This is a genomic window from Pseudomonas sp. DW-iso17, from assembly GCF_058725345.1.
This window is the reverse complement of the sequence record NZ_JBZXEA010000021.1, coordinates 139,054-159,445: the sequence shown is the minus strand read 5'-3', so window position 1 is coordinate 159,445 and position 20,392 is coordinate 139,054. Positions and strand designations below refer to the sequence as shown.

Here is a 20,392-nt window from a genome sequence, read left to right as displayed (position 1 = left end):
CTTTTTAATCGAACGACTCACGACGAGACCCCATGGCCACTCCCAGCGCTAGCTCTTATAACGCCGACGCCATCGAAGTCCTCTCGGGCCTCGACCCGGTGCGCAAACGCCCCGGCATGTACACCGACACCAGTCGGCCGAACCACCTTGCCCAGGAAGTCATCGACAACAGCGTCGACGAAGCCTTGGCCGGGCACGCCAAGTCGGTGCAAGTCATCCTTCACGCCGACCATTCCCTGGAAGTGTCCGACGACGGTCGTGGCATGCCGGTGGACATTCACCCCGAAGAGGGTGTGCCGGGCGTCGAGCTGATCCTTACCAAGCTGCATGCCGGCGGCAAGTTCTCCAACAAGAACTACCAGTTCTCCGGCGGTTTGCACGGCGTGGGTATTTCCGTGGTCAACGCGCTGTCGACCCTGGTGCGGGTCAAGGTCAAGCGCGATGGCAACGAGTACCAGATGACTTTCGCCGATGGCTACAAAGCCACCGACCTGGAAGTGATCGGCACCGTGGGCAAGCGCAACACCGGCACCAGCGTGTACTTTGCGCCGGACCCCAAGTATTTCGATTCGCCCAAATTCTCCATCAGCCGCCTCAAGCACGTGCTCAAGGCCAAGGCTGTGTTGTGCCCGGGGCTGCTGGTCAGCTTTGAAGACAAAGGTACCGGCGAGAAGGTCGAGTGGCACTACGAAGACGGCCTGCGCTCTTACCTGGAAGACTCGGTCAGCGACTTCGAACGCCTGCCAAACGAGCCGTTCTGCGGCAGCCTGTCGGGTAATAAAGAAGCGGTGGACTGGGCGCTGCTGTGGTTGCCCGAAGGTGGCGACAGCGTGCAGGAAAGCTACGTCAACCTGATCCCCACGGCCCAGGGCGGCACCCACGTCAACGGTTTGCGCCAAGGCTTGCTGGATGCCATGCGTGAGTTCTGCGAATACCGCAGCCTGTTGCCGCGCGGCGTCAAACTGGCGCCGGAAGACGTGTGGGAGCGCATCGCGTTCGTGCTGTCGATGAAGATGCAGGAACCGCAATTTTCCGGGCAGACCAAGGAGCGCCTGTCGTCCCGCGAGGCAGCGGCGTTTGTCTCTGGCGTGGTCAAGGACGCCTTCAGCCTGTGGCTCAACGAGCATCCGGAACTGGGCCTGGCCCTGGCGGAGCTGGCGATCAACAACGCCGGCCGGCGCTTGAAGGCGAGCAAAAAGGTCGAGCGCAAGCGCATCACCCAGGGCCCGGCACTGCCGGGCAAACTGGCCGATTGCGCCGGGCAAGACCCGATGCGTTCCGAGCTGTTCCTGGTGGAAGGTGACTCCGCCGGCGGTTCCGCCAAGCAAGCGCGGGACAAGGAGTTCCAGGCGATCCTGCCGTTGCGCGGCAAGATCCTCAACACCTGGGAAGTCGATGGCAGCGAAGTGCTGGCCAGCCAGGAAGTGCATAACATCGCGGTCGCCATCGGCGTCGATCCGGGCGCGGCAGACATGAGCCAGTTGCGCTACGGCAAGATCTGCATCCTCGCCGACGCCGACTCTGACGGCCTGCACATTGCTACCTTGCTGTGCGCGTTGTTCGTCCAGCATTTCCGCCCGTTGGTGGATGCCGGTCACGTCTACGTCGCCATGCCGCCGCTGTACCGCATCGACCTGGGCAAGGAAATTTTCTACGCCCTGGACGAAGCCGAGCGCGATGGCATCCTTGACCGCCTGGTGGCCGAGAAGAAACGCGGCAAGCCACAGGTCACGCGATTCAAGGGCCTGGGTGAAATGAACCCGCCGCAACTGCGCGAAACCACCATGGACCCGAACACCCGGCGCCTGGTGCAGTTGACCCTGGAAGACTTCGCCGCCACCTCGGAAATGATGGACATGCTGCTGGCGAAGAAACGCGCCGGCGACCGCAAGACCTGGCTTGAATCCAAAGGCAACCTGGCCGAGGTACTGGGCTGATGCGCACAGGCGTCGCCCTGGCGATCCTGATGTTGAGCGGGCTGGCGGTCACCCAGGTGGCCGCAGCCAGCGTGGCAGAGCTCAAACTGGTCTCGGAACACCCGGTTGACGGCATGCGCGGTGGGAACCTGTCGGGCCTGGCGTTGTGTGGCAACGAGCTGTGGACGGTTTCGGACCGCGATGACGACCAGATCTACCGCCTGGATACCCGTGCGCCGACCTGGAGCGCGCAAGCGCTGACGATCGACGTGCCGCCCGTGCCCGAGTCCGGCCTGCCTTGGGGCTTGCGTTCGCGCACCAAGGCCGCTTCGTTCATACGTGGTGGTGACCTGGACTTTGAAGGCATCAGTTGTGATGCCGCAGGCAACCGCTACATTGTCAGCGAAGCCCATGCCGCGGTGTTGCAGGTACCCGCAACGGGCGCACCCGAGTGGTTGAAAATCGCGCCGGGCATGGTGCGTGAAGCCAGGGCCAGTGGCATGTTGCTGCACTTTAATGCCTTGTTCGAAGGCCTGGCGGTAAACCCTGAAGGCAATCAGATCTGGCTGGCTGCCGAGCGCGAACGCCGTGGCCTGGTCTCGATCAAGCGTGGGCAGAGCGTATGGGATTGCGATGGCCGTTGTGTATTGTTGAGCGAGGCCGGCCAGGAAGTGCAACCGGCGCAGTTCCCCAACGCCAAGGCCGTGTCCAAGGACTTTGCTGACCTGTCGCTGTTCAACGGCAAGCTGTTTACCCTGGAGCGCAATGCGTTTCAGATCTGCCGGCGCGACCCGCTCACGGCCAAGGTTGAGCTGTGCTGGTCGTTTGCCGACGAAGCCCTGACGCCGCAGCGACGTTACCCACAGTCGTATGGCCTGGCTGAAGCCCTGTTGGTGGATGCCGACGGTGCCTGGGTCGGGATCGACAACAATTTCGGCCCGCGTGCCGATGGTGAAAAGCGTCCGATGGTCTATCGTTTTGCCGCTCCGGATGGTGGCTGGAGTGCCCAGCCATGAGTCGAGATTTTTTTGAATTGAATCAGCGCAGCGGCAGTTCCGCTGCGCCTTACCCCATGATGAGGCCCGCATGAGTGACATCCTCGCAGACAGCTTAGATGGCGTAGAACGCCGGTCGCTGGCTGAATTCACCGAAAATGCCTACCTCAACTACTCCATGTACGTGATCATGGACCGTGCCTTGCCGCATATCGGCGACGGCCTGAAGCCCGTGCAACGGCGCATCATCTACGCCATGAGTGAGTTGGGCCTGGACGCCGATTCCAAGCACAAGAAATCGGCGCGTACCGTCGGTGACGTGCTGGGTAAATTCCACCCCCACGGTGATTCGGCGTGCTATGAAGCCATGGTGCTGATGGCCCAGCCGTTCAGCTACCGCTATACCCTGGTGGACGGGCAGGGTAACTGGGGTGCACCGGATGACCCCAAATCCTTCGCCGCCATGCGTTACACCGAGGCGCGGCTGTCGCGTTATTCCGAAGTGCTGCTCAGCGAGCTGGGCCAGGGCACTGCCGACTGGGGGCCGAACTTTGACGGCACCCTCGACGAACCCCTGGTGTTGCCGGCGCGTTTGCCGAATATCCTGCTCAACGGCACCACCGGTATTGCGGTCGGCATGGCCACCGATGTGCCGCCGCACAACCTGCGCGAAGTCGCCACTGCCTGCGTGCGCTTGCTGGATGAGCCCAAAGCTACGGTCGAGCAGCTCTGCGAGCATATCCAGGGCCCGGATTACCCGACCGAAGCAGAAATCATCACGCCGCGCGCGGACCTGCTGAAGATGTACGAAACGGGCAAGGGCTCGGTGCGTATGCGCGCGGTGTACCACATCGAGGACGGCGACATTATTGTGACCGCGCTGCCGCACCAGGTATCGGGTGCCAAGGTGCTGGAGCAGATCGCCGCGTTGATGCAGGCCAAGCCGTCGAAATTGCCACAAGTGGCCGACCTGCGTGACGAGTCCGACCATGAGAACCCATGCCGCATCGTGATCATCCCGACCAACAGCCGGGTGGATCATGAAGTGCTGATGCAGCACTTGTTTGCCAGCACCGACCTGGAGTCCAGCTACCGGGTCAACGTCAATATCATCGGCCTGGACGGCAAGCCCCAGTTGAAGAACCTGCGCAATCTGCTGGTGGAATGGCTGGAATTCCGCGTGCAGACCGTGCGTCGCCGCCTGCAATTTCGCCTCGACAAGGTCGAGCGCCGCTTGCACCTGTTGGACGGCTTGCTGATCGCCTACCTCAACCTGGATGAAGTGATCCATATCATCCGTACCGCCGAGCATCCGAAGGCCGAGCTGATCGCGCGTTTCGAGCTGAGCGAAATCCAGGCGGACTACATCCTCGACACCCGCTTGCGCCAGTTGGCTCGCCTGGAAGAAATGAAGCTGCGCGACGAGCAGGATGCCCTGCTCAAGGAACAAGCCAAGCTGCAAGCCCTGCTGGGCAGCGAAGCCAAGCTCAAGAAGCTGGTGCGCAGCGAACTGATCAAAGACGCCGAAACCTATGGCGATGACCGTCGCTCGCCTATCGTCGAGCGCGCTGAAGCCAAGGCGCTGACCGAAACCGAGCTGTTGCCCAACGAGAAAATTACCGTCGTTCTGTCGGAAAAGGGTTGGGTTCGCTCCGCCAAAGGGCATGATATTGACGCCACCGGCCTTTCGTACAAAGCCGGTGATGGCTTCAAGACCGCTGCCGCCGGGCGTTCCAATCAATTCGCGGTGTTTATCGACTCGACCGGGCGCAGTTATTCGGTGCCGGCCCACACCCTGCCGTCTGCACGGGGGCAGGGCGAGCCGTTGACCGGGCGCCTCACGCCGCCACCGGGGGCGAATTTCGAGTGCGTGCTGTTGCCGGACGATGATTCGCTGTATGTCATCGCCTCCGACGCCGGTTACGGTTTCGTGGTCAAGGGTGAAGACCTGCAGGCCAAGAACAAGGCGGGCAAGGCGCTGTTGAGCCTGCCGAACAATGCCAAGGTGATCCTGCCAAGGCCGGTGGAGGATCGGGAGAGTAACTGGCTGGCGTCGGTGACCACCGAAGGGCGCTTGCTGGTGTTCAAGATCAGCGACTTGCCGCAGCTGGGCAAGGGTAAAGGCAACAAGATCATCGGGATTCCCGGTGACCGGGTGGCCAGTCGCGAGGAGTATGTGACTGACATCGCCGTGGTCCCGGAAGGTTCTACCCTGGTGCTCCAGGCCGGCAAGCGCACGTTGTCATTGCGCCCTGACGACCTTGAACACTACAAGGGTGAGCGTGGCCGGCGAGGTAACAAACTGCCACGAGGCTTCCAGCGAGTGGATGCCTTGCTGGTCGAAACGCCGGTTTAAGCGGTACTAGAGGCCTCGATCTACGATTTAACGCGTAGATCGATGCTTTCGCGCTGGAGTCATGGCGCATATTCACGGATGATATGGCCTTTCCAGCGCCGGCGTGGCCGAGCGTGTTCAGGTTATTTTTAGTATTACATTGTGGTTCGCCTTGTGGCAGCCACTTGGATGGGATGATGACTGCTCCACGCCTTCCTCTATTTTTGATGCTCGCTGGCCTTTTGGGGTTGGCGGGTTGCAGCACACATCAACCGGTGTCGCTGTACCAGCTGGACAGCGGAAGTCCGGCTCAGCCTGCCCAAACCGCTGGCATGGCCGTATTGCTGGGGCCGGTAGTGGTTGCCGATTACCTGCAACGCGAAACCCTGCTTCAACGTCAGAACGACGGCAGCCTGCAAGGTTCCACAGATGGTCGTTGGGCCGGTAGCCTGTCGTCGGATATCAACCAGTTGATGTTGCGTCAGGTCGCCGGCCAGCTGGACAGCCAGCGTGTGGTCCTGGCACCGGGACCCTCCGGGTTCACCCCGGATGTACAGGTGTTGCTGACCATTACGCGGCTGGATTCCGGCAAGTCGCAACCGGCGATCCTGGATGCACAGTGGCGCCTGATCGACCGTCGCGGGCAGGTGCGGGACAACCGCATTGTGCATCTGCAGGAAGAGCACGCCGGCACCACTGCGTCCCAGGTCCAGGCCCAGGGTGTGCTGTTGCAGCACTTGGCACAGCAGTTGTCGGTGGCGCTCAAACCATTGGCCAACCAGCCGCCGATTGCCGAAGCGCAACCGCGTAAGCAGGCCCCCGCCCAGGCCAAGCCTGCGGCCCCGGAAAAACCGAAGATGCCGATGGCCACGCCGATTCGTACGGACTTGGAAGTGTTCAGATTCTGATCTGAATGGCGCACAAACAAAAGGCCCGCTGAATAAGCGGGCCTTTTTGTTGGGCTGCGATTTAAGCTGCACCACAACCCAAATGGGGGGGGGCTTGTGTGTGAGCGGGCTTGCTCGAGAATCAGGTGTGTCAGGGGCGCATCAGCTGACTGACACGCCGCCTTCGCGAGCAAGCCCGCTCCCACATAAGCCCAGCTCCACAGTAGGTATAACGCTATGCCTCAGGGCTTACGGGTCTCATGCATCCGCGCCAACTGACGCTCCAGCATCGACGGATACGGCTCCATCAACCGCTCCACACAACTGGCCCCTTCAGGGCTGGCAATCGGGCGGATACGTGCGCGTTGGCGGATCAGCGTGTCCTCACTGATCTTGCGCTCCACCAGCAGCAGGTTACGGCTGTGCTGGGACAAGGCCAGGGCATCCTGGGCGATTTCGGTCAGCAGCAGGTCGATCTGGCTGATGCCAAACAGGTCGTCACCCACGGTTAGACCCAGCTGCAGTTGCAGGGTAATGCCGCTGTCGGCTACTTCGATCTGCAGGGCATGGCCCAGGGCGCGCAACAGCTCGCCGCAGCAGATGGCATTGGTCAGGTAGTCCTCGCCGCTGTCTTCGCTGTGGAACAGCATCAGCGTGCTGCCATCGTTCAGGGTGTGCAGTTCGCTCTGGTAGAGCGAAGCGGCCTGGTCGAGGCAGTCACGGTAGCGTTCGAGCAGTTCGGTCAGGCGGGCGCGGGGCAGGCGGCGCAGTTGCTCCTGGGCACCCAGTTGCACGGCGAGTACAGCACTGTGCTGTGGCTCGGCGTTCTTGACCGCAACCGGTTTGGGCGCAGCGACTGGGGCGGCTGCCGAGGTGTCGCGCAGGTCGGCGAACGGGTCTTCGTCGTCCAGCTCGTCTTCCTCGGCCTTGATCACATGGCGCGGCGCAGGCTTGAGGCCGGCCACCGGGGCGCTTTCGTCGAAGCCTGGGTCGCGCAGGTCGCGCACTTCAAACTCAGGCACGTCGTTGTAGTCCTCGGTGTCGTCGTACTCAGGCTCAGGTTCGACTTCAGGCGCTTTCGGCTCCGGGGCAAAGCTGGTGTGGAGCTGGCGCGCGAGGTCGCCGATTTCGTCCTGGCGATCGGTGGCCGGGGTGTGTTCGTCGATATCCCGCAGCCAGATGCGCAGTTGCATCAACGGCGTGGAGATATGCCGACCAAGGCGCAGACTCAAGGCCAGGGCCAAGGCCAGCAGGATCGCGCTCAGGATGCCCATGCTTTGCAGGCTGATGGTCATCGGCTGCTGGAACTGTTGCATATCAAGGCTGATACGCAGTTGGCCGGCCTTCACGTCCTGGAACGTGATATTGCTCTGATACAGGCCCTCGGCCTCACCGAGCAGGCCGTTTTTCGGGCGCTGCCCGGCCTCGGCCATGATCCGGTTGTCCACGCTATAGATGGCGGCGTGGGCCACCAGCGGGTTCTTGGTCAGGTTGTTGAGCAATACGTTGAGGCTGAGGATGTCGTTGGACACCAGCAACTCAGTCGCCGAAGTGGCAGTCTGGGTTGTCAGGCTCGCGCCCAGGGCGTCAGCTTGCTCGTGCATGGCCTGCTTGAACTGCAAACCCATCACGCAGGCGTAGATCACCAGGGCCAGAGCGACCAGGATCACGTTATGGCTGGCGATGCGCAATGCAATCGGTACACGGCGATGGCGCAGTGCCCGGAAGATCAGCAGGAAGAAGTTATCGGTTTTTACTGGCGTGGGCCGGTTCACTTGCGCTCGGCTCTTGGTCCGTGAAGTTGACGCGCAGTATAGCGACAGGCCCCTGGCCGGCAAAGCGCTGCCTGTGCCCGATGGTCACTGAAAGTGGGTAGAATGCGGTTTTTTTCCAGCCTGGGGGTGCGCTTTGCGCGAAATTGTCCTGATCAACATCACGGGTGAAGACCGACCGGGTCTCACCGCAGCCATTACCGGCGTCCTGGTCCAGGGTGGTGTGAACATTCTCGACATCGGCCAGGCAGTGATCCACGACACCTTGTCGTTCGGCATCCTGGTGGAGATCCCCAGCACCGAGCAGGCCTCCTCGGTACTCAAGGACATCCTGTTTACGGCGTATAAGCTCGATCAACAGGTACGTTTCACCCCGGTGTCCGAAGCTGACTACCAGCACTGGGTCGAAGGCCAGGGTAAAAAACGCCATATCGTCACCCTGTTGACCCGCAAGGTAACGGCTGAGCAGCTGCAGCGCGTCAGTTCGATCACCGCGCAATACGGATTGAATATCGACCATATTGACCGTCTGTCGGGTCGCATGCCATTGGACACCCCGGCTGACAAAGGCAAGGGCTGCATCGAGTTCTCCGTGCGCGGTGAACCGGCTGACGCGCAAGCGCTGCGCGCCGACTTCCTGAGCGTGGCCCAGGAACTGAATGTCGATATCGCCTTCCAAGAAGACTCCCTGTTCCGTCGCAACCGCCGCTTGGCGGTGTTCGACATGGACTCCACCTTGATCGAAGCCGAAGTCATCGATGAGCTGGCCAAGGCGGCCGGTGTGGGCGAGCAAGTTTCTGAGATTACCGAGCGCGCGATGGCCGGCGAGCTGGATTTTCGTGCCAGCTTCAAGGAGCGTCTGGCGCTGCTCAAAGGCCTGGATGTGGGTGTGCTGGATTCGATCGGCGCGTCGCTGCGCCTGACTGAAGGCGCCGAAACCCTGTTCGCCGAACTCAAGCGACTGGGCTACAAGACCGCCATCCTGTCCGGCGGCTTCACGTACTTCGCCAAGCAGTTGCAGGCCAAGCTGGGCATTGACTATGTATTCGCCAACGAGCTGGAAGTGGTGGATGGCAAAGTGACTGGCGTCGCGGTGGAGCCGATTGTCGACGCCCAGCGCAAGGCCGACCTGCTCAAGGAATTGGCCCATAAGGAAGGCTTGCGCCTGGAGCAGACCATTGCGGTCGGCGACGGCGCCAATGACTTGCCGATGCTGGCGATTGCCGGGTTGGGCGTAGCGTTCCGTGCCAAACCGTTGGTCAAGCAATCGGCCAAGCAGGCGATTTCGACACTGGGGCTGGATGGCGTGCTGTATCTGCTGGGCTTGCGTGACCGCGACGGTCAGCTATAAGCCGATCTCACTGTCACTGATCGTTCCCACGCTCTGCGTGGGAACGCCTCCAGTGACGCTCTGCGTCACGCTTTGGGCGCAGAGCGCCTCGGGCTGCATTCCCACGCGGAGCGTGGGAACGATCAACTGCAATATCAGGCTTTAGCGGCGGCGATACCCTGGCCCATCTGCACCGGCGTACCCGCTGCCAGTTCTTCAGCCCACTTCACCTGGTCCGGCCCGAACAGCACGATGGCAGTGGAGCCCAGTTTGAAACGACCCAGTTCCGCACCCTTGTCCAGATGAATCGGCGCGCGGGCCGCTTCGTCGTAGCGGAAGGTTTTCAGCTCGCGTTTCGGCGGCGTTACCAAACCGGCCCACACGGTTTCAATCGACGCAACGATCATCGCACCTACCAACACCACGGCCATCGGGCCGCGTTCGGTGTCGAACAAGCAGACAACGCGCTCGTTACGGGCGAACAGTTCCGGCACGTTTTCGGCGGTGGTCTGGTTGACCGAGAAAATCCGCCCTGGCACATACACCATCTCGCGCAGGGTACCGGCCAGTGGCATGTGCACCCGGTGGTAGTCCTTGGGCGACAGGTAAATTGTCGCGAACTCGCCGCCCATGAACGGCGCAGCCATTGCGGCATCGCCACCGAGCAGTTCCAGCACGCTGAAGCTGTGGCCCTTGGCCTGGAAGATACGGCCATGTTCGATCGGGCCTAGCTGGCTGACCGCGCCATCGGCAGGGCTCAACACGGCACCTGGGGTTGGATCCAACGGGCGGGCGCCGTCTTTCAACGCACGGGTGAAGAAGGCGTTGAAGTGCTCGTAGGCGGTCAGGTCTTCCACCAGGGCCTGGGACATGTCCACCTGGTAGCGCTTGGCGAACCAGGCAGTGAAGGCGTTCTTGAACCAGCGCACGCGGCACTCGGCGATACAACCGGCCAGGCGCGACAGCAAGTGGTGCGGCAGCAAGTACTGGCTGAGGATAAACAACTGCTTTTTCATAACTGTCCTTAAACCTTAAATCTCAACGGGGGTGTCGGGGTGATTGCCCCATTCGCCCCAGGAACCGGCATAACCTTTGACTCGCGGATAACCGAGCGCCTTGGCCACCAGGTAGGTGAAGCCAGAGCGGTGGTGAGTCTGGCAGTGGGTGATGATTTCTTTGTCTTTGGTCAGCCCGAGGTCTTCGAGGATTTGCGGCATGTCACGGCGGATACGCAGGTTGCGCGCCTTGTCCATGCCGGCAGTCCATTCGAAGTTCACCGCGCCGGGAATGTGGCCGCCCTTGGCTGCGAGCACTTTCTCGCCGGAATACTCCAGCGGGCCACGAGCGTCCCAGATCCCCAGGTCGGCCGCGCCGAGACGGCTTTGCAGGTATTCACGGGTGGCGGTAGGGCCGTCGTGCAGCGTAAGGCTGACCGGGCCGCCGGCTGCTGGGGGCACATCGGTGGAAAGCGGGTGCCCTTCCTCCAGCCAAGCCAGCAGGCCACCGTCGAGGTAGTGATATTTCTGGTGGCCGATCACGTCGAGCATCCAGATAAAACGCCCGGCCCAACCGCCGCCTTCGTCGTCGTAGACCACATAGGTGGCGTCCGGGGTGTGGCCCAGTTCGCCGAACAGTTTTTCCAGGTCGGCCTTGCTTGGTAGCAGGCCGGGTGCCGGTGGCTGTCCCAGTTGGGTGCGCTTGGGGTCAACGAAATGCGCGCCGGGGATATGCCCTTCGGCGTAGCGGGCGACACTGGTGAGGTCTACCAGTATCAAGTGCTTGGAATCGAGGCGACCCAACAGGTCGGCGGATTCGATCACCAGCGGCAAGCCAGAGAAGTCAGGCATGTGAGGTCTCCTGGGCACAAATGTTGGCGATAAAGGCCGGTGATTGTAGCGCAAGCATCAGGCGCTGCGGTTGGTAAAGCTGTGCAGGGCTTTCTCGATGCATTGGGCGGTTTTGCCGAACGCTTGCACGGTGGTTTCCGAGAACGGCCCGCCGCCCTGGTCCGCCACGATCAGCATGACCACACGGCCGTTGCAGCTCAGTGAGCGCAGTAGCAGATGCTCGCCAATAAACAGACGACGCAGGATCGGTGGCAGCAATGCGGAAAACTGCGCATGGTTGTCGGGGTTCAGGCGTACCTGGGCGGACTTTTCCAGCAGGCGTTGCAGCAATGTGCTGTTCACCACATCCAGGCTCAGGTGAGCCGCGTCCTTGGGCAGGCCGTCGGCCTGGTGTACACGCAAGGTACTCAAGGCGCGATCTGCCATGAATATCAGTACCCGCTGCATGCCACTGGCGACCAGGGCTTCCTTGGCGCAAGTGGTCAGGTGCATGGCGTTGGCAAAGCGGCTCGGCTCCACCAGCAACTCGGTGCAGCGCGTGCGCCACACGGCCAAGGCTTCGGCCGTGGGCGGTGGTGCAGGCAGCAAGCCGCGATGGACTTTGTGCACATGCCACGGCCAGATCAGCGATAGCGCCGGGTGCCAGAGGTCGGGCATCAAGGTGGTACGCGCGCTGGTCACCGCTTGCTGGTGGGCTTGCTGTTGCACATCGCTCAATGGCGTTTGCAGGTACAGCGCCGTCAGGTATTGCCAGCGCTCTGTGTGCGGGCAGGTCCAGGATTCCTGGGCCGACATCGCCAAGCCATTGGCCAGCAACACGGTATTGGCCGGCTGGTTCAGCCAGCGTCGCAGGTTGGGCTCGGCATCGAGCAATTGCTGGTGACGCAGGGCATCGTCTTGACGGGCAATGTGCAGCGCCTTGACCAGCAGGCGTTGCTCGGCCAACAGCAACTTGTAGCCCTGTGAAACCCAGATCGGCAGGTGCCAGGCTTCGGTCAGGCCCAGGCACAGGTCGAGCAAGCGCACGCCGAACAGCTGTTGCTCGACCTGGCGTGCCGATTGGCCTTTATGGATCACCCGCAACTCCCACTCTTCCAAAAGCTTGGGGTAGGCGACGGCCATCGGCCACAGTGGCGACAAAAACAGCAGGCTGCCCCAGTGGATGTCCTGCCACAACCGCGCCAGGCGACTGCCGAACAAACCGTTAGCTTGCTGGGATGCGTGCTGGCTGATTAGCAACAGTTGACGCAAGGCCACGGGGATTTCCCGGGCGGGTACCGAAGGCAGGCGCGCCAACAGCTCTTCGGCACGTTTGAGGCCAAGACGGTTAAGTGCGACTTCAAGGTTTTCCGCAGGTTCGGCCAGGCTGCCGTGGGCTTGGCTGTTGGCTTCGCGCATCACACTCAGCACCAGGGCCGGACTGTTTTGCATCAACTCAGCAATATCTCGCAATGAACTGCGGCTATCGCGAATAGCTTTGCACACGCGTTCGTGGCTGGCCTGGGGCACGGGCAGCAGCACGTCGTCCAGGCACTTGATCCAAGCGGCGAGGGTATTGGGGCGGTTTGTTGGGGTTGTCGTTTCAATTGCCATGATTGGGGCGCGATCATCACTTGCGTTCAACACGCCCGGAACGGGCCGAATTGGCTTTTCGCCTTAACGGGCTATAGTCTGGCGCAGTTTTGCCGATAAGTAGAACAAGAGTTTTCTGCTGCACCCAATATGTCCATGAACCCGACGGCGCAAGTACCCCTCTCCTATGGCTAAAATTATCGGCATCATTGTCGTCATCGCAAGTGTGCTCGGAGGGTACGTCCTCTCCCACGGTAAAATCGCCGCACTGATCCAGCCTTTCGAAGTGCTGATTATCGGCGGTGCAGCGTTCGGCGCATTTTTGCAGGCCAACCCAGGCTATATGACCATGCACGTGGTCAAGAAGTCCCTGGGCATGTTCAGCTCGCGCTTCTCCCACACGTTTTATCTGGAAGTGCTGGGGCTGATCTACGAGATCCTCAACAAAAGCCGCCGCGAAGGCATGATGGCGATCGAAGGCGATATCGAAGACGCCGCGGCCAGCCCGATTTTTGCCAAGTACCCGGCCGTGCTCAAAGACGAGCGCATGACCGCGTATATCTGTGATTACCTGCGCATCATGTCCTCCGGCAACATGGCGCCCCACGAGCTGGAAGGCCTGTTCGACATGGAGTTGTTCAGCCTCAAGGAAGAGCTGGAGCATCCTTCCCACGCCGTGACCGGCATCGCCGACGGCATGCCCGGTTTCGGTATTGTCGCAGCGGTACTGGGTATCGTGGTGACCATGGCGTCCCTGGGCGAAGGCGATCAGGCGGCCATCGGCATGCACGTAGGTGCGGCGCTGGTGGGGACCTTCTTCGGTATTCTCGCCGCCTATGGTTTCTTCGGCCCGCTCGCCACCTCCCTGGCCCACGATGCCAAGGAAGAAATCAACCTCTACGAAGCGATTAAGGCGTGCCTGGTGGCATCGGCCTCGGGCATGCCGCCGTCGCTGGCTGTGGAGTTCGGGCGCAAGGTGTTGTACCCGAAACACCGCCCAAGTTTCTCCGAGCTGGAACAAGCGGTTCGCGGTCGCTAAGCCATGGAAAACAACCAGCCGATCATCATCAAGCGCGTCAAGCGCTTCGCTGCGGGGCACCATGGCGGCGCCTGGAAAATCGCCTTCGCCGACTTTGCCACGGCGATGATGGCGTTCTTCCTGGTGTTGTGGCTGATGTCCACCGCTACGCCAGAACAGAAAATCGCCATCGCCGGCTACTTCAAAGACCCGATTGGCTTTTCTGAAAGCGGTACGCCGTTTGTCATTGACCTGGGCGGCTCGCCGGAACTGGCGCCCGAGCGCACCATCAACCCGGAAGTGCAAACTGAATCGCCTCAGGAAAAAATCCCGATCGAGCGCGACACTGTCGAATCCATGGCCGAGCAGGTCGAACAGGAGCGACTGGAACTGTTGCTGCAGGAATTGCAGAACAAGGTTGAAGAAAACCCACAGTTGCTGAAGTTCAAGGACCAGATTTCCTTCGAGATCACCCCCGAGGGGCTGCGCATCCAGATTACCGATGCCGCCAACCGGCCGATGTTCGACTCGGGCAGTGCGCGCTTGAAGCCGTACTTTGAAGACATCCTGCTGGCCATGGCTGACACCATCAAGGCGGTGCCCAACAAGATCAGCATCAGCGGGCACACCGACGCCAAACCCTACGCGGGCCAGGGTGATTTCGGCAACTGGGAGCTCTCGGCCAACCGCGCCAATGCTGCCCGGCGTGCGCTAGTGGCCGGCAGCTACCCGGACCCGCAAGTGGCGCGGGTGGTGGGCTTTGCCTCCTCGCAGCTGTTTGATCCCAAAGACCCGTACAACCCGGTCAACCGCCGTATCGACATCGTGGTGCTGACCAAAAAAGCCCAGCGTGCGATTGAGGGCGATCAACCACCGCTACCGGCACCGACCCAGGGCGACGGTGCGCCAGGCGAAGTGCCGGCCGACCCGAACGCGCTGCCTCCGGAGCAGGAACCGCTGCCAGCCCATGAGCTGCGCCAGAAGCTGAACCTGTTTGATGACGGGGGCGTCAAGGATCCTACGGCGCCTGCACCGGGGTCATAGTTGATCTAAGCGCTGGAAACGTAAACGCCCCGATCATTCGGGGCGTTTTCATGTGTGTTCAAAGTGGGAGGTATGCTTTGACACCACTGACTACGCCTCGCATGTCGTCGGCGCACAGGCGTGGGACGAAGTACTCTCGACCTTTGGAGCGAGTCTTTCTATGCAACTTGTCGAGGCGCTCAAAGCTGACGGTATAAATCATGTCGCACTTCACCCATAGCTCTTTATAGCCATCGGATTGAAGTGGATTGGTGCGTAGCAAATGGTGCCAGTCGTATTGGGTCGCTGGTGCAGTAGAGGAGATTGGCACCACGGTGCAGAGCTTGCGACTGTGGGTCGCGGTAGGAGATATCACTACGACTTTGCGGATCTTCAGCATTTCCGGGGCGACAAAGCCTCGGGTGAAGTCACACAGCAAAACGTCGCCTTGTTTGGGGTGATAGTAGAGAGCCAAATGTTAATTCCCCACAAAAAGCAAAGCCGCCCGAAGGCGGCTTCATTCGACACGCAGCGGAGCTTGCTTCGCCCCTTCTGCGCCGCTGGATCAACTCCGAAAAGGATCCAGACTCCTGCCAGCTTTCGCTGGTGACGGAGCAATTATGAGCATCAGGAAATCCGAATACAAGCTGGCATGTGCGTATCAGCCACCCAGTTGACTCGAATTCTTGATGCCTGCTCCTGCTAAATCAATGGGCTAGGGCTTTCAGCCCGCTGGTTTATGTGTATCAAGAAATTGACCGTCAATAGCTGCTCTCAGGCAAGCTCGCAATAATCGACCGATAGCTGTTCATCCGCTGCTGCTGCACGCGCCCATCTTCCAGTGCCTTGAGCAACGCACAACCCGGCTCGCGGTCGTGTTTGCAGTCGCGGAAGCGGCAGGTGCCGATCAGGTCGTTGAACTCGATGAAGCCCGCTTCCACATCGCTGCGGCTGACGTGGCCCAAGCCGAATTCACGGATACCCGGTGAGTCGATCAACTCGCCGCCGCCCGGGAAGTGGAACAACCGCGCGGTGGTGGTGGTGTGGGTGCCCTGGCCGGACAGTTCCGACAGCGGGCCCACGCGGGTTTCGACTTCAGGCAACAGGCTGTTGACCAGCGACGACTTGCCCACGCCTGACTGGCCGACGAACACGCTGATCCGCCCGTCCAACTGCTGTTGCAGTTGTTCCATGCCGTTGCCGTGGTGAGCCGACACTTCCAGCACCGGGTAGCCCAGGGTGCGGTAGACCGCCAGCAACGCATTGAGCGCCGGGGCGTTTTGCTCGTCGATCAGGTCGAATTTGTTCAGCAGCAGCAACGGGCGGATGCCAGCATGCTCGGCCGCGACCAAGTAGCGGTCGATCAGGTTGGCATGGGGCTCGGGCAGTGGCGCGAACACGATCACGATCATGTCGACGTTGGCCGCCACCGGCTTGAGCTGCCCACGGCTGTCGGGGCGGCGCAGCTCGGTACTGCGCGGCAACTGGGCGACGATGACGCCGATGCCCTGGTTGCCGGCACGCCACACCACCTTGTCGCCGGTGACCAGCGCGGGCAGGTTGGCGCGCAAGTGGCAACGGAACACCTGGCCCGCGAGTTCGCCTTCGAGCGCCTCGACTTCGACCTGCACACCAAAGTGCGCGATCACCAAGCCGGTTTGTTCGGGCCCCAGGTCGCCGCCCTCGAGCGCTTCCACGGCGGAGGATTCACGTTTGGCGGCGCGGGCGGCGCGTTCACCTTGAATCTTTTCGATGCGCCAGTTTTGGCGACGGTTGAGCTGGCGTTTGGCCATTGGTGTTCCGTGTCGATAATGCAAAAGTTGGGTAAAACGGTCGCGAGTCTAGCACGCCCCCGCCTGCTAAACTGCCCGGCTACGCCAAGGTGCCAAGAGAATCAAGCCATGCAAAACCCACAGAACCTGATTTGGATCGATCTGGAAATGACCGGTCTGAACCCCGACACCGACGTCATCATCGAGATGGCGACCATTGTCACCGACAGCAACCTCAACACCTTGGCCGAAGGCCCGGTGATCGCCATCCACCACAGCGACGCCGTACTCGCCACCATGGACGAGTGGAACACCCGCACCCACGGTAACTCCGGGCTGACCCAGCGCGTGCGCGACAGCCGCATCAGCATGGCCGAAGCCGAGGCCGAAACCATTGCCTTCCTGGAAAAATGGGTGCCCAAGGGCAAATCGCCGATCTGCGGCAACAGCATCTGCCAGGACCGTCGCTTCCTTTATACGCACATGAAGGGGCTGGAAAGTTACTTCCATTACCGCAACCTGGACGTGTCGACCTTGAAGGAACTGGCTGCGCGTTGGGCCCCGGAAGTCAAAGACAGCTTCCATAAAGGCAGCACGCACCTGGCGCTGGATGATATTCGCGAGTCGATTGCCGAGTTGCAGCATTACCGCAAGCATTTCATCAAGGCTTGATTCTACGGCGCCAGTGAATGCGCCATCGCAGGCAAGCCAGCTCCCACATTTGGCTGCATTCGTAAATTCAAAGTGTGGGAGCTGGCTTGCCTGCGATACAGGCGACGCGGTTTATCGCCAAGTGCCCCCTTTTGGTGCCCTCGGCAAATGATTAGACTGCCGGCCTCTCTGTCAGGATCGCCATCATGTTGCTGATGCTCTACCTCGTCGCCATCACCGCCGAAGCCATGACTGGCGCCCTGTCCGCGGGTCGGCGTGGCATGGACTGGTTTGGCGTGGTACTGATCGCTTGCGTGACAGCCCTGGGCGGCGGTTCGGTGCGCGATGTGTTGCTCGGCCACTACCCGCTGACCTGGGTCAAACACCCGGAATACTTGGTGCTGACCTCTGTTGCGGCGCTGGTGACGATCTTTATCGCACCGCTGATGCGCCACCTGCGCTCGCTGTTCCTGGCGCTGGATGCGGTGGGGTTGGTGGCCTTCACCCTGATCGGCTGCATGACCGCCCTGGAAATGGGCCACGGTATGTTGGTGGCGTCGGTCAGCGGGGTCATCACCGGGGTATTCGGCGGCATCCTGCGGGATATCTTCTGTAACGATATCCCGCTGATCTTCCGTCGCGAGCTGTATGCCAGCGTGTCGTTCCTGGCTGCCTGGTTCTACTTGCTGTGCCTGTACCTGAAGCTGCCCAGCGAGCAAGCGATTCTGCTGACGCTGTTCAGTGGCTTCCTGTTACGCCTGCTGGCGATCCGGTTTCACTGGGAAATGCCCAAGTTCGTCTACAACGACGATGTGCACTAGCGCGCAGCGTGTTGCTCCAGCGCCCATTCCACGTGTTCGCGTACCAACTCCGACGGGTAGTCCCGCCGCGCCTTCAAGGCTTCCAGCACTGGAATGCTGGAGGGCGCATTACCCAGGCCCACCGCCAGGTTGCGTAACCAGCGCTCGTAACCGGCGCGGCGCAGGGGCGAGCCCTCGGTGCTGCTGAGGAATTTATCCTCGTCCCACATAAACAATTCGGCCAGTTCTGCGTTATCCAGATTGTGCCGTGGCTTGAAATCGCTTTCGGCGGTAGGTCGAGCGAAACGATTCCACGGGCAAACGATCTGACAGTCATCGCAGCCAAATACCCGGTTACCAATCAGTGGGCGCAGATCTTCGGGGATGGCACTCTTGAGTTCGATGGTCAGGTACGAAATGCAGCGTCGCGCGTCCAGCACGTAAGGGCCAACGAAGGCGTTGGTGGGGCAGATGTCCAGGCACGCCGTGCAGCGGCCGCAGTGTTCTGTGGCGTGGGGTGGGTCTACCGGCAACGGTAAATCGACAAACAGTTCGCTCAGGAAGAAATAACTGCCGGCCTTGCGGTTGAGTACCAAGGTGTTTTTACCGATCCAGCCCAGACCGGCTTGTTCGGCGATTGCTTTTTCCAGCACGGGCGCGCTGTCGACGAAGGCGCGAAAGCCGAACGGCCCGATCTGCGCCTGGATGCGGTCGGCCAGTTGCTGCACGCGCTTGCGGATCAGCTTGTGGTAATCGCGGCCCAGGGCGTAGCGCGAGATGTAGGCTTTTTCCGGCTGGCCGAGCAGTTGCGCCATCTGGGTGTCGCCGGGCAGGTAGTCCATGCGCAGTGACACCACGCGCAAGGTACCGGGCACCAGCTCGTCCGGGTGGGAGCGTTTGCTGCCGTGGGCGCCCATGTACTCCATCTCGCCGTGGTAACCCGCGTCGAGCCAGCGTTGAAGGTGCTGTTCATGCTCAGCCAGGTCGAGGCCGCTGATGCCCACTTGTTGAAAGCCCAGCTCGCGACCCCAGTCTTTGATCGATTGGGCGAGAGCGGGCAGATCGGAGGTAATAGCAGGCATGAGACACGGGAAACCACAGGTTAGATGCGTATAATTCTGCCAGACATCGGAGCTTGAAGACGCATGCCTCAGACAAAACACCCAATTACCGACGTGCAGCTGTTGTTGCCCGGCCATTTGCCGCAACTGGCTGCGCGTTCCCCGGACGCCCATAAGGGCCAGTTCGGCCACCTGCTGGTCATCGGTGGTGACCGTGGCGTTGGCGGCGCGGCGTTGCTGAGCAGCGAAAGTGCCTTGCGCAGCGGCGCCGGCATGGTCTCGCTGGCGACGCGGCCGGAACACGTGCCGGCCGCTCTGGCTCGGCTGCCGGAGGTCATGGCCGTCGGCGTGAGCTCGGCTAACCAGTTGATGGGCCTGCTGGAAAAAATCTCGGTGATCGTCATTGGCCCAGGCCTGGGCGATGACGCCTGGGGCAAGAGCCTGTTGTCGGTCGCGGCCAATGCCAGCGTGCCGCAGGTGTGGGATGCCGACGCGCTCAATCAACTGGCCACTGGCAGCGTCGAGCTGCCGGCCAACTGTGTGATTACCCCTCATCCGGGCGAAGCTGCGCGTTTGTTGGGGCTATCGACAGCCGAGGTTCAGGCAGATCGCCGTAAGGTGGCGCGCGCGTTGAGTCAGAAATTCAATGCCGTGACTATCCTCAAGGGTGCTGGCAGTTTGATTGCCAGCCCTGATGGGAGTGTGTCGCGGTGTGATCAAGGCCACCCGGCGATGGCAACAGCGGGGCTCGGTGATGTCTTGGCCGGCCTGGTCGGCGCACTATTGGCTCAGGGGATGCCCGCGTACGAAGCGAGCTGCCTGGCCGTGTGGTTGCACGCGACCGCCGGAGACCGCCAGGGCAGTTTTGGTCGCGGCTTGGCTGCCAGCGACCTGATCCCCGCCATTCGTCAATTGCTGGAGGAGCAGTCGCCGTGCCTGAAGTAATTCTTTTCCTGGCAGATGAAGAGGCCATGGTCGCGTTGGGCCAGCGTATTTCACAGGTCACGCAAGGGGCCGGGTTGATCTTTCTCGAGGGTGACCTGGGCGCAGGCAAAACCACACTGTCCCGAGGGATTATTCGCGGCCTTGGCCATACCGGCGCGGTAAAAAGCCCGACCTTCACGTTGGTCGAGCCCTACGAGATCGGCGACGTGCGTGCTTTCCACTTCGACCTCTATCGCCTGGTCGATCCGGAAGAGTTGGAGTTCATGGGCATCCGTGATTACTTCGACGATGATGCGCTGTGCCTGATCGAGTGGCCAAATAAAGGCACAGGCTTTTTGCCAAAGCCGGACCTGACCATTACCATTACGCCGCATGAGCACGGACGTCAGCTGAAGTTGTTGCCCCAGAGCCCACGCGCTGAGTCGTGGTGTGCTGCTCTGGCATTGGAATTCAAATAATTGGTGGGGT

General features: G+C 61.2%; 18 protein-coding genes. 11 read left to right on the top strand and 7 right to left on the bottom strand.

The genetic code is table 11. From position 1 onward, the window contains the following. Positions 1-32 precede the first annotated feature (32 nt). The 4 genes from parE to AC4PS6_RS15140 all read left to right on the top strand — a co-directional run bounded on the left by parE (position 33) and on the right by AC4PS6_RS15140 (position 6,154). Positions 33-1,937: a DNA topoisomerase IV subunit B gene (gene parE, locus AC4PS6_RS15155; protein WP_003188026.1), complete on the top strand. Its 1,905-nt coding sequence runs from the start codon at positions 33-35 to the stop codon at positions 1,935-1,937. After that, entirely contained in the window at positions 1,937-2,932 is a 996-nt protein-coding gene (locus AC4PS6_RS15150) for an esterase-like activity of phytase family protein (protein ID WP_020301637.1), read from the top strand. The genes parE and AC4PS6_RS15150 overlap by 1 nt, the downstream gene beginning before the upstream one ends. 70 nt (positions 2,933-3,002) lie before the next feature. Further along, the gene (gene parC / locus AC4PS6_RS15145) at positions 3,003-5,267 is read left to right on the top strand and encodes a DNA topoisomerase IV subunit A (protein WP_020301636.1); all 2,265 of its coding nucleotides are present in this window, start codon (positions 3,003-3,005) and stop codon (positions 5,265-5,267) included. Positions 5,268-5,440: 173 nt separating this feature from the next. Further along, complete coding sequence (locus tag AC4PS6_RS15140; RefSeq protein WP_032873461.1) at positions 5,441-6,154, top strand: PqiC family protein; 714 nt, start codon at positions 5,441-5,443, stop codon at positions 6,152-6,154. 221 nt (positions 6,155-6,375) lie between these two features. Here AC4PS6_RS15140 and AC4PS6_RS15135 read toward each other — a convergent pair whose 3' ends face one another. Beyond that, positions 6,376-7,908, bottom strand: coding sequence for a histidine kinase (locus tag AC4PS6_RS15135; RefSeq protein WP_336826786.1), 1,533 nt, complete (start codon positions 7,906-7,908; stop codon positions 6,376-6,378). 133 nt (positions 7,909-8,041) lie between these two features. Here AC4PS6_RS15135 and serB point away from each other — a divergent pair, with 133 nt between their 5' ends. Beyond that, entirely contained in the window at positions 8,042-9,256 is a 1,215-nt protein-coding gene (gene serB / locus AC4PS6_RS15130; RefSeq protein ID WP_336826787.1) for a phosphoserine phosphatase SerB, read from the top strand. Positions 9,257-9,390: 134 nt separating this feature from the next. On the opposite strand, the gene asd is transcribed toward serB, so the two are convergent. From asd to AC4PS6_RS15115, 3 genes are read right to left on the bottom strand one after another with little or no spacing between them, the layout of a single operon-like run. Then, positions 9,391-10,251 (bottom strand): archaetidylserine decarboxylase, encoded by an 861-nt coding sequence (gene asd, locus AC4PS6_RS15125; protein WP_336826788.1) that lies wholly within the window; start codon positions 10,249-10,251, stop codon positions 9,391-9,393. A 15-nt stretch (positions 10,252-10,266) separates the two neighbouring features. Continuing rightward, positions 10,267-11,082 carry a rhodanese-like domain-containing protein gene (locus AC4PS6_RS15120; protein ID WP_014716657.1) on the bottom strand — a complete coding sequence of 272 codons (816 nt, stop codon included), beginning with the start codon at positions 11,080-11,082 and terminating at the stop codon, positions 10,267-10,269. A gap of 57 nt (positions 11,083-11,139) precedes the next feature. Then, a complete protein-coding gene (locus AC4PS6_RS15115; protein WP_336826789.1) occupies positions 11,140-12,675 on the bottom strand; it encodes an HDOD domain-containing protein in 1,536 nt (511 codons plus the stop codon). A 166-nt stretch (positions 12,676-12,841) separates the two neighbouring features. Here AC4PS6_RS15115 and motA point away from each other — a divergent pair, with 166 nt between their 5' ends. Beyond that, complete coding sequence (motA, locus tag AC4PS6_RS15110) at positions 12,842-13,693, top strand: flagellar motor stator protein MotA (RefSeq protein WP_003188041.1); 852 nt, start codon at positions 12,842-12,844, stop codon at positions 13,691-13,693. Between the two features lie 3 nt (positions 13,694-13,696). Beyond that, positions 13,697-14,716, top strand: a complete 1,020-nt coding sequence (motB, locus tag AC4PS6_RS15105) for a flagellar motor protein MotB (protein ID WP_014716660.1) — start codon at positions 13,697-13,699, stop codon at positions 14,714-14,716. A 58-nt stretch (positions 14,717-14,774) separates the two neighbouring features. Here the strand turns inward: motB and AC4PS6_RS15100 are convergent, their stop codons facing one another. Continuing rightward, a complete protein-coding gene (locus AC4PS6_RS15100) occupies positions 14,775-15,170 on the bottom strand; it encodes a type II toxin-antitoxin system PemK/MazF family toxin (RefSeq protein WP_014716661.1) in 396 nt (131 codons plus the stop codon). A 286-nt stretch (positions 15,171-15,456) separates the two neighbouring features. Continuing rightward, positions 15,457-16,488 carry a small ribosomal subunit biogenesis GTPase RsgA gene (gene rsgA, locus AC4PS6_RS15095; protein ID WP_003188044.1) on the bottom strand — a complete coding sequence of 344 codons (1,032 nt, stop codon included), beginning with the start codon at positions 16,486-16,488 and terminating at the stop codon, positions 15,457-15,459. A gap of 108 nt (positions 16,489-16,596) precedes the next feature. On the opposite strand from rsgA, the gene orn reads away from it, so the two are divergent. Both orn and AC4PS6_RS15085 read left to right on the top strand, forming a co-directional pair. Then, positions 16,597-17,139, top strand: a complete 543-nt coding sequence (orn, locus tag AC4PS6_RS15090; RefSeq protein WP_003171343.1) for an oligoribonuclease — start codon at positions 16,597-16,599, stop codon at positions 17,137-17,139. 182 nt (positions 17,140-17,321) lie between these two features. Beyond that, positions 17,322-17,939: a trimeric intracellular cation channel family protein gene (locus tag AC4PS6_RS15085; protein ID WP_169918769.1), complete on the top strand. Its 618-nt coding sequence runs from the start codon at positions 17,322-17,324 to the stop codon at positions 17,937-17,939. On the opposite strand, the gene queG is transcribed toward AC4PS6_RS15085, so the two are convergent. Beyond that, complete coding sequence (queG, locus tag AC4PS6_RS15080) at positions 17,936-19,000, bottom strand: tRNA epoxyqueuosine(34) reductase QueG (protein WP_038448633.1); 1,065 nt, start codon at positions 18,998-19,000, stop codon at positions 17,936-17,938. The genes AC4PS6_RS15085 and queG overlap by 4 nt on opposite strands. Positions 19,001-19,063: 63 nt before the next feature. Here queG and AC4PS6_RS15075 point away from each other — a divergent pair, with 63 nt between their 5' ends. Together AC4PS6_RS15075 and tsaE are read left to right on the top strand one after the other, a co-directional pair. Beyond that, positions 19,064-19,924 (top strand): NAD(P)H-hydrate dehydratase, encoded by an 861-nt coding sequence (locus AC4PS6_RS15075; RefSeq protein ID WP_336826790.1) that lies wholly within the window; start codon positions 19,064-19,066, stop codon positions 19,922-19,924. Then, complete coding sequence (gene tsaE, locus AC4PS6_RS15070; RefSeq protein WP_014716665.1) at positions 19,912-20,382, top strand: tRNA (adenosine(37)-N6)-threonylcarbamoyltransferase complex ATPase subunit type 1 TsaE; 471 nt, start codon at positions 19,912-19,914, stop codon at positions 20,380-20,382. Before AC4PS6_RS15075 ends, tsaE begins: the two co-directional genes overlap by 13 nt. Positions 20,383-20,392: the final 10 nt, after the last annotated feature.